The 15,158-nt window shown below is 71.1% G+C and carries 16 protein-coding genes; 14 read left to right on the top strand and 2 right to left on the bottom strand.

Going from position 1 to position 15,158, the window contains the following annotated elements:
- The first annotated feature begins 162 nt into the window (after positions 1-162).
- The 14 genes from ABZY44_RS05260 (at position 163) to ABZY44_RS05195 (ending at position 11,152) form a co-directional block, all read left to right on the top strand.
- Positions 163-498: a TcmI family type II polyketide cyclase gene (locus tag ABZY44_RS05260; RefSeq protein WP_215030575.1), complete on the top strand. Its 336-nt coding sequence runs from the start codon at positions 163-165 to the stop codon at positions 496-498.
- Positions 495-929 (top strand): cupin domain-containing protein, encoded by a 435-nt coding sequence (locus ABZY44_RS05255; protein ID WP_356650238.1) that lies wholly within the window; start codon positions 495-497, stop codon positions 927-929. Before ABZY44_RS05260 ends, ABZY44_RS05255 begins: the two co-directional genes overlap by 4 nt.
- Positions 926-2,209, top strand: coding sequence for a beta-ketoacyl-[acyl-carrier-protein] synthase family protein (locus tag ABZY44_RS05250; RefSeq protein ID WP_356650237.1), 1,284 nt, complete (start codon positions 926-928; stop codon positions 2,207-2,209). The genes ABZY44_RS05255 and ABZY44_RS05250 overlap by 4 nt, the downstream gene beginning before the upstream one ends.
- Positions 2,210-2,211: 2 nt before the next feature.
- Positions 2,212-3,441 carry a ketosynthase chain-length factor gene (locus ABZY44_RS05245; protein ID WP_356650236.1) on the top strand — a complete coding sequence of 410 codons (1,230 nt, stop codon included), beginning with the start codon at positions 2,212-2,214 and terminating at the stop codon, positions 3,439-3,441.
- Between the two features lie 77 nt (positions 3,442-3,518).
- Positions 3,519-3,983: an SRPBCC family protein gene (locus ABZY44_RS05240; protein ID WP_356650235.1), complete on the top strand. Its 465-nt coding sequence runs from the start codon at positions 3,519-3,521 to the stop codon at positions 3,981-3,983.
- A 10-nt stretch (positions 3,984-3,993) separates the two neighbouring features.
- On the top strand, positions 3,994-4,455 hold the full coding sequence (locus tag ABZY44_RS05235; protein ID WP_356650234.1) for a DUF1772 domain-containing protein: 462 nt from the start codon (positions 3,994-3,996) through the stop codon (positions 4,453-4,455).
- Positions 4,456-4,502: 47 nt separating this feature from the next.
- On the top strand, positions 4,503-5,258 hold the full coding sequence (locus ABZY44_RS05230) for an SDR family oxidoreductase (RefSeq protein ID WP_356650233.1): 756 nt from the start codon (positions 4,503-4,505) through the stop codon (positions 5,256-5,258).
- Positions 5,258-5,590: an antibiotic biosynthesis monooxygenase family protein gene (locus ABZY44_RS05225; RefSeq protein ID WP_356650232.1), complete on the top strand. Its 333-nt coding sequence runs from the start codon at positions 5,258-5,260 to the stop codon at positions 5,588-5,590. The genes ABZY44_RS05230 and ABZY44_RS05225 overlap by 1 nt, the downstream gene beginning before the upstream one ends.
- Positions 5,580-5,891 (top strand): antibiotic biosynthesis monooxygenase family protein, encoded by a 312-nt coding sequence (locus ABZY44_RS05220; RefSeq protein ID WP_356650231.1) that lies wholly within the window; start codon positions 5,580-5,582, stop codon positions 5,889-5,891. The genes ABZY44_RS05225 and ABZY44_RS05220 overlap by 11 nt, the downstream gene beginning before the upstream one ends.
- Positions 5,892-5,985: 94 nt before the next feature.
- The gene (locus tag ABZY44_RS05215; protein ID WP_356650230.1) at positions 5,986-6,849 is read left to right on the top strand and encodes an NAD(P)-dependent oxidoreductase; all 864 of its coding nucleotides are present in this window, start codon (positions 5,986-5,988) and stop codon (positions 6,847-6,849) included.
- Between the two features lie 67 nt (positions 6,850-6,916).
- Positions 6,917-8,542: an FAD-dependent monooxygenase gene (locus ABZY44_RS05210; protein ID WP_356650229.1), complete on the top strand. Its 1,626-nt coding sequence runs from the start codon at positions 6,917-6,919 to the stop codon at positions 8,540-8,542.
- Positions 8,539-8,904, top strand: a complete 366-nt coding sequence (locus ABZY44_RS05205) for an antibiotic biosynthesis monooxygenase family protein (protein ID WP_356650228.1) — start codon at positions 8,539-8,541, stop codon at positions 8,902-8,904. The genes ABZY44_RS05210 and ABZY44_RS05205 overlap by 4 nt, the downstream gene beginning before the upstream one ends.
- Before the next feature lie 115 nt (positions 8,905-9,019).
- Positions 9,020-10,576, top strand: a complete 1,557-nt coding sequence (locus tag ABZY44_RS05200; RefSeq protein WP_356650227.1) for a multicopper oxidase domain-containing protein — start codon at positions 9,020-9,022, stop codon at positions 10,574-10,576.
- Positions 10,577-10,846: 270 nt separating this feature from the next.
- Positions 10,847-11,152 carry a hypothetical protein gene (locus ABZY44_RS05195; protein WP_356650226.1) on the top strand — a complete coding sequence of 102 codons (306 nt, stop codon included), beginning with the start codon at positions 10,847-10,849 and terminating at the stop codon, positions 11,150-11,152.
- 290 nt (positions 11,153-11,442) lie between these two features.
- Here ABZY44_RS05195 and asnB read toward each other — a convergent pair whose 3' ends face one another.
- A complete protein-coding gene (gene asnB, locus ABZY44_RS05190) occupies positions 11,443-13,296 on the bottom strand; it encodes an asparagine synthase (glutamine-hydrolyzing) (protein WP_356650225.1) in 1,854 nt (617 codons plus the stop codon).
- A 67-nt stretch (positions 13,297-13,363) separates the two neighbouring features.
- A complete protein-coding gene (locus ABZY44_RS05185; protein WP_356650224.1) occupies positions 13,364-14,992 on the bottom strand; it encodes an FAD-dependent monooxygenase in 1,629 nt (542 codons plus the stop codon).
- Between the last annotated feature and the right edge of the window lie 166 nt (positions 14,993-15,158).

The raw sequence follows: 15,158 nt of genomic DNA, 5'->3' as shown, positions 1-15,158 counted from the left end.
GGTGGTCGGTCCGCATGCAGCTGACCCGGCGGCGCTCGCGGCCCGCTCGCGGCCCGCTCGCCGGGCGGCGCTGCAGCGGCGCTGGAGGCGGTATCAAGCCTTCCTCCAGATCGCGGTGAGACCTTCCGTCCCGCAGACACCGACTCCTCGGGAGGGACCACCGTGCATCGCACTCTGATCGTCGCCAAGCTGCGGCCGGACAAGACCGAAGACATCGCGAAGATCTTCGGCGAGTCGGACGACTCCGAACTGCCGCACCTGATCGGTGTCAGCCGTCGCACGCTCTTCAAGTTCCACGGCCTGTACTTCCACCTGGTGGAGGCAGACGAGGACATCAACGCGAACCTCTACCGCGCTCGGAGCCACCCGCTCTACGACGACATCAACACCAAGCTCGCCCAGTGCGTCGAACCTTACGACCCGGACTGGAAAGAGCCCAAGGACGCGATGGCCGAGCCCTTCTACATCTGGACCAAGGACGGAGGGCGGATCAAGTGACCACCGCCATTTCTCGCACTGTGAAGGTGACCTCGGACGAGGTCGAGGCCAACACCAAGCGCGGTGGTGACATCCGTGTCACCCTCAGCCCCAAGACGGTCGGCTGCACCTCCGGCTTCGGCGGGGTCATGACCCTCGACCCGGCCGACTGGATCACCGAGCACTACCACCCGTACTCCGAGGAGTTCCTGCACGTCATCGACGGCACCCTCGAGATGACGCTGGACGGCCAGAAGGTCGTCCTCGGTGCCGGCGACTCGCTGCTGGTCCCCATCGGGGTGCGCCACCGCCTCGTCAACGTGGGCGACGCCACCGCCCGTTGCGCCTTCCACCTCTCGCCGCTCGCGCCGAGCCCCGAGTACGGCCACGTCGACACCGAGGTCGCCCAGCGCCCCGAGCAGGCCAACCCCGATGTCGGCGGTGCCAAGTGACCCGACGGGCCGTCATCACCGGCATCGGCACGGTCGTGCCGGGCGGGGTGGGCCGTGAGGCGTTCTGGGGGACGCTGTCCGAAGGGCGTACCGCGACGCGGCGGATCTCCCTGTTCGACGCGGGCGCGTTCCGCTCGCAGGTCGCGGCCGAGGTCGACTTCGACCCGGCCCTCGCGGGACTGACCCCGCGCCAGATCCGCCGGATGGACCGAGCCGCGCAGTTCGCCGTGGTCTCCGCCCGGGAGGCGGTGGCGGACAGCGGGATCGAGCTCTCCGCGCTGGCCCCCGAGCGGCTGACCGTCTCCATCGGCTCGGCCGTCGGCTGCACGATGGGCCTGGAGGAGGAGTACGTCACCCTCTCCGACAGCGGCCGCAAGTGGCTCGTCGACCACGAGTACGGCGTCCCGCACCTGTACGGCTACATGATCCCCTCCACCCTGGCGGCCGAGGTCGCCTGGGAGGTCGGGGCCGAGGGCCCCGTCGCGCTGGTCTCCACCGGCTGCACCTCCGGCCTGGACTCCATCGGCCACGCCGTCCAGCTCATCGAGGAGGGCTCGGCCGACGTCGCCATCGCCGGCGCCACCGACGCACCGATCTCGCCGATCACCTCGGCCTGTTTCGACGCGATCAAGGCGACCACGGCGAACAACGACGACCCGGCGCACGCCTCGAGGCCCTTCGACGGGACCCGCGACGGCTTCGTGCTCGCCGAGGGCTCCGCGGTCATGGTCATCGAGGAGCGCGAGGCGGCCATCGCCCGCGGCGCCCGCATCTACGCCGAGATCGTCGGCTTCGCCGGCCGCAGCAACGCGTACCACATGACCGGTCTCAAGCCCGACGGGCGCGAGATGGCCGAGGCCATCGGCGTCGCCCTGAACCAGGCCAAGATCGACCCCACCGCCGTGGGCTACATCAACGCCCACGGCTCCGGGACCCTGCAGAACGACCGGCACGAGACCGCCGCGTTCAAGCGCAGCCTGGGCAACCACGCCTACGACATCCCGGTCAGCTCCATCAAGTCCATGGTCGGCCACTCCCTCGGGGCCATCGGCTCCATCGAGGTGGCCGCCAGCGCGCTGGCGCTCGACCGGCAGGTCGTCCCGCCCACCGCCAACCTGACGACCAAGGACCCGCTCTGCGATCTGGACTACGTCCCGATCACGGCCCGCGACCACTCCATGGACGTCGTCCTCAGCGTCGGCAGCGGCTTCGGCGGCTTCCAGACGGCCATGCTGCTCGCGCGCCCCGGCTCCGCCGCGGCCGCGGCCGGAAGGAGCTGATGATGGCCCCCTCCTCCGACCACCGCCCCCCGGTGATCACCGGCCTCGGGATCTTCGCTCCCACCGGTGTCGGCGTCGAGGCCCACTGGACCTCGGTCCTCGCCGGCAAGTCGGGGATCGACCGCATCGGCCGGTTCGACCCGTCGAGCTACCCGGTGCGGCACGCCGGACAGGTACCGGGCTTCAGCGCCCAGGAATCGGTCAAGCCGAACCGGCTCATCTCGCAGACCGACCACTGGACCCATCTCGCCCTGGCCGCCAGCGAAGCGGCGCTCCAGGACTCGGGCGCCGACCTGAGCGCCATCCCCGAGTACGAGATGGCCGTCGTCACCTCCTCGTCCTCCGGCGGCACGGAGTTCGGCCAGAAGGAGATGACCGCGCTCTACCAGAACGACCCCACCTGGGTCGGCGCCTACCAGTCGATCGCCTGGTTCTACGCGGCGACCACCGGCCAGGTGTCCATCAAGCACAACATGCGCGGGCCGTGCGGAGTGCTCGCGGGCGAGCAGGCCGGCGGACTCGACGCCATCGGCCAGGCCCGGCGCCTCACCCGCAAGGGCTCCCGCCTCGTCGTCACCGGCGGCACGGACGCCTCGCTGTGCCCGTACGCCCTGACCGCGCAGCTCACCACCGGCAAGCTCTCCACGGTCGCCGACCCGGACCGCGCCTACGTGCCGTTCGACGAGGAGGCCTCCGGCTACCTGCCCGGAGAGGGCGGCGCGATCCTCGTACTGGAGAGCGCCGAGGCCGCGGAAGAGCGCGGCGCGCAGAACTACGGACGCGTCCTCGGATACGCCTCGGGCTTCGACCCGGCGCCCGAGTCCGGCCGTCCGCGCGCGCTGCGCCGTACGGCCGAGGCCGCCATCGCCGACGCCGGCCTCACCCCGGCCGACATCGACGTCGTCTTCGCCGACGCCGCGGGCATCCCCGCGGACGACCGCGACGAGGCACGGACCCTCACCGAGATCTTCGGTCCCCGGGGCGTCCCGGTCACCGCGCCGAAGACGCTCACCGGACGGCTCTACGGCGGAGGCGCGCCGCTCGACGTCGCCACCGCCCTGCTGTCCCTGCGCGAAGGCGTGATCCCCCACACCGCCCACGTCCGCGCGCTCGCACCCGGCTACGAGATCGACCTGGTCACCGGCGCTCCCCGGGAGCAGTCCCTGCGTCACGCGCTGGTCCTGGCCCGCGGCCACGGCGGTTTCACCTCCGCTCTGGTCCTCGGCCGCTGAGCGGGCCGCACCTCCCCCCACACGGCCGACACGGCTGAAGACACGATCCGAGCCGACCCATCGAGGAGCACCGAACCGTGGCTGGACACACCGACAACTTCATCGTCATCGACGCCCCCATGGACGTCGTCTGGGACATCACCAACGACGTCCCGAACTGGCCGAACCTGTTCAGCGAGTACGCCACCGCAGAGGTGCTCGAACAGGAGGGTGACACGGTCGTCTTCCGCCTCACCATGCACCCCGACGAGGACGGCAACGTCTGGAGCTGGGTCTCCCGCCGCACCCGCGACACCGCCACCCGCACCGTCCGGGCCGAGCGCGTGGAGACCGGACCGTTCGAGTTCATGAACATCCAGTGGGAGTACACGCAGGAGCCCGCGGGCGGCGTACGGATGCGCTGGATCCAGGACTTCCACATGAAGCCCGAGGCCCCGGCCACGGACGACGCCATGACGGAGCACCTGAACCGCAACACCAAGATCCAGATGGAACTCATCAAGGAGCGGGTCGAAGCCCAGGCCCGCGCCCTCGTCCGCTGAGGAGCACCTGGTGCTGACCTTCATCGCCCCGTTGCTCCTCCTGGTCAACGGGCTGGCCGCCGGAGTCCTCTTCGGCACCCAGCTCGGGGGCTTCCCCTACCTGGCGTCCCTGCCGGCCGACCGCTACGTCAACGCCCACGCGTTCTTCGGGACGCGCTACGACCCGGCGATGCCCATCTGCCTGCTGGGCACCATCGCCTGTGACGTGGTGCTCGCCGTCGGCGCGCCGGTGGCCGGGGCGCAGACCCTGTTCGCCGTGGCGGCCCTGCTCGCCGCGGTGACGGCCGTCATCTCCGTCACCAAGAACGTCCCGGTCAACCGGTGGATGCGCACCCTCGACCCGGACAACCTGCCGAGCGACTTCGCCGAACGCGACCCCCGGCAGGTCTGGGGCGCCTGGAACCGCCTGCGCAGCTGGCTCACCATCGCCGCGCTCGTCGTCAACTGCACGGCACTCGGCTTCCTGCTCTGAGTGCCGCCCCGCCTTCCCTCAACACGCTACTTCACGGAGGAACACCCATGGACCTCGAACTCCGGGGTAAAAAGGCCCTGGTCACCGGCGGCACCCGCGGTGTCGGGCGGGGCGTCGTACTGGCGCTCGCCCAGGCCGGTGTCGACGTCATCACCTGCTACCAGCGCGAGAGTGATTTCGTCACCTCCCTGGAGAACGAGCTGAAGGAGATCGGCGGCAACCACCACGTGCTGCGCGCCGACCTCTCCCAGCCCGAGGAGATCGCGGGCCTGCTGCGGCAGGTCGGCGAGCTGACCGGCGGCCGCCTCGACCTCCTGGTCAACAACGCCGGCGCGATCAGCCACATCCCGTACAAGGACCTCCCGCTCGACGAGTGGAACCGGATCCTCGCCACCAACATCACCGGCGCCCACCTGGTCATCCAGAACGCGCTGCCGCTGCTCGGCGAGGGCTCCTCGGTCGTCTCGATCGGCTCCCGCGCCGTCGACGCCGGCATCCCGCTGCGCGCGCACTACACCACGACGAAGGCCGCGCTCGTGGGCCTGAACCGCTCGCTGGCCAAGGAGTTCGGCTCGCAGGGCATCCGCTTCAACGTGGTCGCGCTCGGCGTCATCGAGACCGAGAACTTCTTCGCGATGCCGCCCGAGCAGCAGAAGGTGATGTCGGAGCGGTACGGCGCGAAGACCGCGCTCGGCCGGCTCGGCACCCCCGACGAGGTGGCCGGCGCCATCCTGTGGCTCGCCAGCGACCTGTCCCGCTACGTCACCGGCAACACGATCGGTGTCGACGGAGGTATCTCCTGATGGCCTTCCGCGTCATGCTCCGCATGGAGATCGAGCCGGGCAAGGAGGCCGACTTCCAGAAGGCCTGGCTGGAGGGCACCGAGGCGGTCACCGGCCACCCGGCGAACCTCGGCCAGTCCCTGGCCCGCGAGGACGACCGCACGGCCGGCGGCAAGACCATCTTCGTGATCATCAGCGACTGGACGGACGAGCCGCGCTTCCGCGAGTTCGAGGAGAGCCCCGCGCACCTCGAACACCGCGCGACGCTGCACCCCTTCCGCAAGGGCGGCTCCTTCCACGTCATGGAGGTGCTCACCACCATCGAGGGCAAGGCGGCAGCCGATGCCCGGTGAGGTAAGGGTCCTGGTCTACCAGGCGGCCCACGACGAAGAGCAGCTGGCCGCCGTTCGGGACGCGTACCACCTGGTCAGCAAGCGGCTCGCGGGGGTCCCCGGCATGCTCGGCAACGAGCTGCTGCGGTCCCCCGCGGACCCGACCGCGCTCGTCGTGGTCAGCCGCTGGGAGTCCATGGCGGCCTTCCGGATCTGGGAGGACGGGGCGGAGCACCGCGAGGACACCGCCCCGCTGCGACCGTTCCGCGACACCCGTACGAGCGCGCCGTTCGCCCTCTACGAGGTCGACGCCGCGTACTGACGGCCCCCGGGTCCCGTCCCACGCAAGGAAGCCACGCAGCCAGTACCCCGGACTCCCGAACCGGCAGCCGGACCGGAAGGAAAGAGAACTCCCCATGACCAACCGACAGTTGGCTTTCATCGGCCTCGGCAACATGGGCGGCGGCATGGCCGGCCGCCTGGTGGAGTCCGGGTACGCCCTGACCGTCTACAACCGGACCGCCAGCAAGGCGGCCGCGCTCGTCGCGGCGGGCGCCAAGCTGGCCGACGCCCCCGAGCGCGCCGCCGCCGGCCACGGCATCGTCATGCTGAGCCTCAGCGACGAGAAGGCGGTCGAGGAGATCCTGTTCGGCCGGGTGGTGCCCGTACTGGCTCCCGGCACCGTCATCGTCGACACCTCGACCGTCTCGCCGGCCTACGCCCGCGAGGCCGCGACCCGCCTCGCGGACAAGGGCCTGCGCCGCGTCGAGGCCTGTGTCGTCGGCAACCCGCTCCAGGCCCGCAAGGGCGAACTGCGGGTGTACGTCTCCGGCGACCCGGAAGACCTCTACGAGGTGCGCCCGGTCCTGGAGGAGATCGGCAGCGAGGTCACCCACGTCGGTGCCCCCGGCAACGCCGCCGCCATGAAACTGATCCTCAACCTGCTGCTCGGCGCCCAGGTCGCCTCCCTCGCCGAGGCCGTCGCGTACGGCACCGCCGCCGGACTCGACCGCGACCAGCTCATCGGCGTCGTCTCGCAGAGCGGGTTCAGCTCCATGGTCATGCGGTTCCGTGCGCACCTGATGCTCAAGCGCAGCTACGAGCCGGCCTTCTTCCGGTCGGAGCTGATGGAGAAGGACATCCGGATCGCCATCGAGGCGGCCGCCGAATACGGCACCCGGATGCCCGTACTGGACCTCGTGCGCGAGCAGTTCGCGTCGGTCGTCGCGGAAGGCGACGGCAACAAGGACGCCGCCGTGCTGGTGGAGCACCGCTCCTAGCAGATGAAGGGATGTGAGGACAGTGCGCGGTACAGGCCGCAGTGCGCTCCGTAACACGGATGTCCTGGTGGCCGGCGGAGGGCTGGCCGGGTTGGCGACGGCCCTGTTCCTCGCCGAGCAGGGAGTGGACTGCCTGCTGCTGGAAGGGGTGCGCGAGCGCCTCCGGCCGCCGCGCATCCTCGGTGTCCACCCCCGGGCCATGGAGCTCCTGCGCTCCCTGGGCCTGGAGGAGAAGATCCGCCGGCTGCCCTCCGCGAAGGCGCTCGAGGAGAACAACGGGATCGCCCTCGCGGACACCCTCAGCGGGTGGGACCTCAGCACGATCGACGAGAAGTACCTCCTGGACGTGCAGGCCGAACCGGGCACGCTGTCGCCGACCAGCTGGTGCCTGGCCGACGAACGGGAGCTGGAAGCCGTGCTCCGCGACCGCGCGGAACACCTCGGCCTCCTCGTGGAGATCCACAACGAGCTGGTCTCCTTCGACCAGGGCGGCCCCGGCGTCGACGAGGTCACCGCACTCGTACGGGACCCCGAGACGGGCGAGCAGCGGCAGATCAAGGCCTGCTACCTGGTCGACGCCGGCGGCACCGACGGCCAGGTGCGCAGCCGGCTCGGCATCCCCTTCGAGGGCCACACGCTGGGCCACTTCGTCACGGTCCGCTTCATCGCCAACCTCCAGAACGAGACCCGCGGCCGCAAGTTCATCATGTGCTACACGGTGAACCCGCTCCTGCACGGCTCCCTCATGCCGCTCGACAACTCCGAGGACTGGCTGCTGCACGTCAAGTACGACCCGGAGCGCGAGCCGCTGGAGTCCTTCACCCCCGAGCGCTGCGCGGAACTGATCCGGGCCGCGACCGGGGTCAGGAACCTCGACCCGGACATCCTCCAGGTCAACGCCTGGGCGGGCGAGGCCAGGACCGCGGGCCGGTTCTCCGACGGCCGGGTCTTCCTCGTGGGCGACGCGGCCCACGTGATGCCGCCCAGCGGCGGGTTCGACGCCGGCACCGGCGTCCTGGACGGGCACAACCTGGCCTGGAAGATCTCGGCCGTCCTCAACGGCTGGGCCGATCCCGACCTGCTGGAGACGTACGACGAGGAGCGGCGGCCGGTCTGTGCGGCCACGGTCGAGCAGGCCGTACTGCGCTCCCAGGACCGCCGCCGCCTCATCAAGCAGTCCCCCGAGCCGGCCTCGCCGGAGATCGCGGAGGACCCGCTGGTCTGGCGCGCCGCCCGCTACCGCTCCGCCGCCGTGATGCCCTGGGACGAGGGCACCCTGCCGGGATTCGGAGTGTGGGCCGCGGAGAACGACGGCCGCCCCGGCTGCCGCGCCCCCCACCTGCGGCTGCGCTACGGCGGCTCGGAGATCTCCGTACTGGACCTCTTCGGCCGGTCGATGGTGCTGCTCACCGGGCCGGACAACCGGCCCTGGCTGGAAGCCGGCCGGTCCGTCGCCGCCGAGCTCGGAACACCGCTCTCGCTGTACGGCATGGGCGTCGACCTCGACGACCTCGACGACCGCTGGCCCGAGCTGTACGGGGTCACCGCCCAGGGCGCCGTACTGGTGCGCCCCGACGGAGTCGTCGCCTGGCGCTGCGCCGAAGCGCCGATCTTCACCCGGAACGTGCTGCGCAGCATGATCAAGCGGGTTCTGAGGCTGGACCAGCCGCCCGCGGACAAGGGGAGCTCATGACCGCCACCGCAACCGAGACCGCAACCGCCGACGGCTCCGCCCCGGGGCAGTCCGCCCCGATCCGGGTGATCCTCCGCATGGAGATCTTCCCGGAGATGGCGGCCGACTTCGAGAAGGTCTGGCTGACCATCGGCGAAGCCATCGCCACCGAGCCCGCCAACCTCGGCCAGACGCTGGTGAAGTCGAACGAGGCGGTCGGCCTCTACTTCGTCTTCACCGAGTGGAGGACCGAGAAGGAGTTCCGCGACTTCGAGGTCAGCGCGCGCCACACCCTGCACCGCCAGAAGCTCAAGCCCTACCGGCGGGCCGGGGTGATGGACGTGACCGAGGTCGTGTTCCGCCTGGAGCCCGCCGGCCAGTGACCGCCCGGCCGGTCCCGTACCGGGATCTCCGCCCCGCTCCAGCGGCTCACGAGCCGCACTCGAGGAGCGGGGCGGAACCATGGGAAGACCGAGTGGCAAATTGCGAGGATGCACCATGAAGCCTTCCCAACGACCCGTCCGCCGCCGGCTCTTCCTCACACTGGGAGGCGCGGCCCTGGTCGCGGGGGCCGGCTACGGCGGCAACTTCCTGTGGGTCTACCAGGACTACCGGCGCAGCAACGTCGGAGACCTCGACTTCGCGAACCCGCTCCGCATTCCCGAGCTGCTCCACCCCGAGCCGTCCGGCGGCCGTCGCACCTACCGGCTCGACCTCGCCCCGGGCACCACCGAGCTGCTCCCCGGCAAGAAGACCGCCACCTGGGGCGCGAACGGAACCTACCTCGCCCCCACCCTGCGGGCCCGCCGCGGCGACCTCGTCGCGATGGACGTGCGCAACGGCCTGCCCGAGGCGACCACCCTGCACTGGCACGGCATGCACCTGCCCGCCTCCATGGACGGCGGACCGCACCAGATGATCCCCGCGGGCGGGAACTGGCGCCCCGAGTGGACCGTGCACCAGCCCGCCTCGACCCTCTGGTACCACCCGCACCCGCACGGTGCCACGGGCAGCCACGTGTACCGGGGCGTGGCCGGAATGATCATCCTCGACGACGACGCGTCGGACCGGGCGGGCCTGCCCTCCACGTACGGCGTCGACGACATACCCCTGGTGATCCAGGACAAGAACTTCCACGACGACGGATCCCTCGACTTCACCGAGACCCACCTGCAGGCCTCGATCGCCGGCGTCGACAACATCGGCCTGCTCGGCGACACCATCCTGGTCAACGGCACCTACAACCCGCACTTCGACGTCACCACCCAGCGGGTGCGCCTCCGGCTGCTCAACGGCTCCAACGCCCGCGTCTACCGGATCGGCTTCCCCGACGACCGCAGCTTCCACCTGGTGGCCGTCGACAACGGGCTGCTCAAGCGCCCCCAGGACATGACCCGGCTGCGCCTGGGTCCGGGCGAGCGGGCCGAGATCGTCGTGGCCTTCAAGCCCGGCGAGAAGGCGGTGCTGCGCAGCTTCCCGCCCGAGCTGGGCTTCGGCTTCCCCACCGACCGCTACATGGGCAGCGACGACACCTTCGACCTCCTCGAACTGCGGGCCGCCCAGAAGCTCACCGGCTCCCCGGAGCTGCCCACCCGCGTCGACGGGGCCCCGGAGCCCGTCACGGCTCCCGCCGGCGCGAAGGTGCGCAAGTTCGACTTCGTCGGCTTCCAGATCAACGGCAAGACCATGGACATGACCCGCGTCGACGAGGTCGTGCCGGCCGGAGCGACCGAGATCTGGGAGATCGACCGCGGCGACACCTGGATCCACGCCTTCCACCTGCACGGCGCGACCTTCAGCGTCATCGACGTGAACGGCCACGAGCCCCCCGCCTACGTCCAGGGCCCCAAGGACACCGTCTACCTGCCGGAGTTCGGCACCATCCGGCTCGCCGTCCGCTTCGACACCCTCACCGATCCGCACAAGCCGTACATGTACCACTGCCACGTGCTGTTCCACGAGGACCAGGGAATGATGGGCCAGTTCACCGTCGTGGAACCCGGCACGGAGGGCAAGGCCCCCCGCACCGTCTCCGCGGACCACGCCGGCCACTGACCGGGAACGCCGACGGGGGGCGTGCACCGATGTGGTGTCGGGCTACGCCGTCCGGATCTGCGCAGGCATCTGCCGAACCGCGCCGGGCAGCGTGATCGTGTGCCCCCGGCCGGTCGTGATCGTGCGGCGGACGTTGCTCCGCGTCTGCGGTCTTACCCGTTCGGGTGACCGCCCCTCCTCTCCGGCTACGCGCACTATCGTGGAGGGCGTCGACCGGAAGAGGATTCCCGCATGACCACCGCTCCAGGGCCCTTTCATCAGGTGCCCCCGATGCCTGAGCGCAACATTCCCGCCTTGCGCGCGGCGATCGCTGCGTACGCACCGCAGCTGCTGGCCGACTTCGAGGCCAACTGGCAGGCGAAGATCGCCGACACGTATGACATCGGTGCGGCGCCGGCGTTCCTCGCGCGTTGGTGGGGAGAGTACGCCCTCGCACGGGATCCCGAGCTCGACCAGCACGTCCGTGATCTCGAACAGCGGGCCGCTGCGTGCGCCGACCCGGACAAAGCGAAGGCCTTCCTGGAAGAGGCTTCCCGGATCCACCACCGAGTGGCTTCGCTCGGACCAGGCGAGTGAGCGCAGAGTTCACCGGCCCGCCTTGGGCCGCGGACTGGACCAGGTGCGGGTCGGCGGTGCGGTGGTAGAGGACGTGCGCGCCCCGCGGGTCCGTCGAACGAGCTGGCTCGACGATCGTCATTGAGTAGGTCTTCTGGCAGTAACGCTCACGAAACCGGAGACGACACCGGAGGGCACCGGCTGAGCCGAGCCCGTCGGCGACAGTCCGCCGGCGAGAACAGGACGGCAGAAGCCGGATGGCGGCCGCCCCCTCGGGGGACGGCCGCCATCGGCGTACGGGGCGGGTGCGGTCAGAGCACCAGCCGGACGCCGTACTTGCGCAGCCAGGTGTTCAGCTGGATCGGCAGCTCGACGTTCGCGCGCTTGGCCCAGCGGCTCAGGCCGTCCGGGTCGTCCAGGGTGGCCTGCACCGCGGCCCGGTCGAGCAGCGGCTGGACCGGCGCGTCCGTGTCGGCGAGCAGCTCCCGCATCTCTGTGCGCAGCGCCTTCTCGTAGCCCGGGTCGAGAGTCACCGGGTACGGCGTCTTGCGCCGGTCGATGACGCTCTGCGGCAGGACGTGCTGGACGGCGGCGCGCAGCAGGCTCTTCTCGCGGCCGTCGAAGTTCTGCATGTCCCAGGGCAGGTTGTACGCGTACTGCACGAGCCGGTGGTCGCAGTACGGCATCCGCACCTCGAGGCCCACGGCCTTGAACAGCCGCTCCGTGTGCCCGTTCTGGTTCTCCATGAAGTTGGTCAGGTGCACCCAGCACAGCTCGCGCATGTGCTTCTCCTGGTCCGACATCCCCGGCAGGTGGGGGGCCTCGGAGACGGACTCCCGGTAGCGCTGGGCCGCGTACTCCAGCGGCGCCAGGTCCTTGAGCAGCGAGTCCCCGAAGAGTCCGCAGCCCAGGCCCGCGGCGTCGTCGCGGACCACGCCGCGGGCGACCCAGGGGAAGGTGTCCATCGTGCTCTCGACCGGGTCCCGGTTCCAGGCGACCCCGTGGAAGAGCGAGTCGGCGGCCTCACCGGTGAGGACCACCTTCGTCTCCCGCTGCGCCACCGCCTGGGCCAGCAGGTACAGCGAGGTGTTCATGTCGCCGAGCGGTGTCGGGTAGTCCTTGGCCCGCAGCACCGACCAGCGAGCCACCGCGTCGCTCAGCTCCGAGGGGTCCAGCACCACGTCGGTGTGATCCGTCCCGAGGTGGCGCACCACGTCGGCCGCGTACGGCGCGTCGGGCGACTGGCGCGTGTCGGTGGCCTGGAAGTTCTCCGCGTGCTGCGCGAAGTCCACGGTGAAGGTACGGATGCGCTTGCCGGACTTGCGCAGCTCGGCGTCGGCGAGGCCGACGACCCCGCTGGAGTCCAGGCCGCCGGAGAGCAGCGAGCCGACGGGGGCCTCGGTCCGCAGGTTGCGGGTGATGCTCTCCTCGAGGAGCCCGCGGATCGTGTCGACCGTGACGTCGAGGCTGTCGGTGTGCTCCGCCGCCGAGATCTCCCACCACTGCGTCTTCGTGATGCCCCCGCGCCGGACCACCAGGTGGTGGCCGGCGCGCAGCCGGTGCATGCCGCGGAAAGGGGAGACGTGCGGGGTGCCCGAGTACGTGAAGATCTCCCGCAGGCCGTCCGCGTCCACCTCCGGCTCCACCAGGGGATGGGCGAGGATCGCCTTCGCCTCGGAGCCGAACACGATGCCGGTCGCGGTCGGGTAGTAGAAGAGCGGCTCGACGCCGAGCCGGTCCCGGACCAGGTACAGCTCCTCGGACCTGGCGTCCCACACCACGCCCGCGAAGGTGCCCTCCAGACGCTCCGCCGCCGCCGGGCCCCACTCCAGGAAGGCGTGCAGCAGGGTCTCGGTGTCACCGCCCGCACGGAAGCGGTGCCCGCGCGAGGACAGTTCCGCGCGCAGCTCCTCGTGGTTGAGGATCGAGCCGCTGTGGGCGGCCACGGCTATGGTCCGGCCGTCGTGCTCCACGGCGACCGGCTGCCGCCCGTCCTCGAGGTCGAAGACCGCGAGGCGGCGGTGTCCGATGCCCACCCGCGGCGCCACCCAGACGCCTTCGCCGTCCGGCCCGCGCAGGGCCATCGTCGAGGTCATGGCCAGGATGGTGCTGCGTTCCCGGGTGAGGTCCCGGGCGAAGTCCACCCAGCCGGTAATTCCAGACATGCTCACTCCATCGCTTCGGTCGGGCTGTTGGGTGCCGGTGGCGTGGCCGGCGGTGTGGACCGGCCGGCTAGCGGGCGAGCACCTGGGCCAGTACGCCGGCGAGTACCGCGTCCGCTTCGGGGTGCGGTCCCGTCGAACGCCAGGCCACCACCCCGTCGGGGCGGACCAGGACGGCGCCCTGCGGGCCGACTCCGTAGGCCGCGTTCCAGGCGCCGCCCGGGTCGGCCAGGCCGTCCTCGCCGAACCGGAGCACGTCGAGGGTGACGCCGAGCACGCGGGCCGCCGACCGGCCGGCGCCCGCCCAGCCCTGCGCGTCCGCGCCGGCGAGGAGCACCAGGTTCCTGGTGAACAGGTCGATGGCCGACACGGAACGGCCGGCCCGCTCGAGGACCACGTGCGGGGCGCGCGTACCCGGCCGCCCGCCCGGCAGGGGGTTCCACACCCCCTCCGGGGCACCGTCCCCGTCGGACGGGACCACGGCGCCGGAGCGGTACTGTCCGCCGAACCAGACCTCGGTGTCGGCGTGGATCGCAGGGTTGCTCGGCGCGGGCTCCTTGTCGGCGAGCCTCGGACGGTCCTTGGAGCGCAGCACGGCCTGCTCCACGGTCGCCGCGCCGACCGGCCGGCGCTCGGCGTCGTAGCTGTCCAGCAGCCCCGGGCCGGCCTGGCCGGAGAGGACCGCGGCCAGCTTCCAGGCCAGGTTGTGCGCGTCCTGCACGCCCGTGTTGGAGCCGAAGGCCCCGCTGGGCGGCATGACGTGGGCCGCGTCGCCGATGACGAACACCCGGTCGGAGCCGAACGAGGCGGCCCAGCGGCCCGCGGCCTCCCACGGCATGGCGCCGATGACCTTGACGTCCAGGTCGGGCACGCCGGCGGCGGCCCGCACCAGGTCCCGGCAGCGCTCCTCGGTGAAGGACTCCGGGTCCTCGGCCTGGGGGTCGAAGGTCACGTGGAGCAGCCAGCGCCGCGCGTTGTCCAGCGGCATCAGCGCGCCGCGGACGGCGTCGTTGAACGTGTAGCACATGATGAACCGGCGCTCGCCGAGCTGCTCGGCGAGATCGGCCTCGAAGTGGATGTTGAGGAAGTGCCCGGTCGTGCCCGGCCCCTCCACCCCGATGCCCAGCTGCGTGCGGACCGGGCTGCCCGGACCGTCCGCCGCGACCAGGTAGTCGGCGGTGACCACGCTGGTCTCACCGGTGTCCCGGTCGCGCAGCTCGGCGGTGATGCCGTGCTCGCCCTCCTCCTGGCGGAAGGAGACCATCTCGGTGCCGTAGCGGAACCGGGAGCCGAGCTCCTCGGCGCGGCGCCGGATCACCGGCTCGAACTCGTCCTGGTGGCACAGGCACCAGCCGGTCGGCGTCAGGCCGCTCAGGTCGGTCCTGACGTCCATGAAGTACTGCTCGTGGAGCGCACCGAGCTGGTGCCCCGCGAGCGACTGCGCGGCGTACACGCCGCTGTTGCCGGCCAGGGCCCGCGCCGACTCGGTGGCGCGGACCTCCTCCTCGAGGCCGACCGACCGCATCAGTTCCATGGCCCGGGGGTTGATTCCCCGGGCCCGGGGATGCGGGGACATGCCCCGGTGGCGTTCCACCACGAGGGCGGGCACCTCGTGCCAGGCCAGGAACAGGGCCGTGGACAGCCCCGCCAGCCCGGCACCTACCACCAGTACGGGCGTGTGCTGCTGCTTACGGGACACACCGATCCCCCCTCTGCACAGACTTGCGGACCATGCGGTCAGGGTGCGGGCGGCAGGTCGCAGCCCGATGGAGGAAGAGTGGAAGGTCCCTCGGCCTCGGCGCGGACCGCATCGTGGTCATGGACCGGGGCCGGGTCGTCCAGCAGGGCACGTACGAAGAGCTCAT

This window comes from Streptomyces sp. NPDC006544 (assembly GCF_040611715.1).
GTDB lineage: Bacteria > Actinomycetota > Actinomycetes > Streptomycetales > Streptomycetaceae > Streptomyces.
Note: the sequence above shows the minus strand (reverse complement) of the source record. Positions and strands in the feature narration are given on the sequence as shown.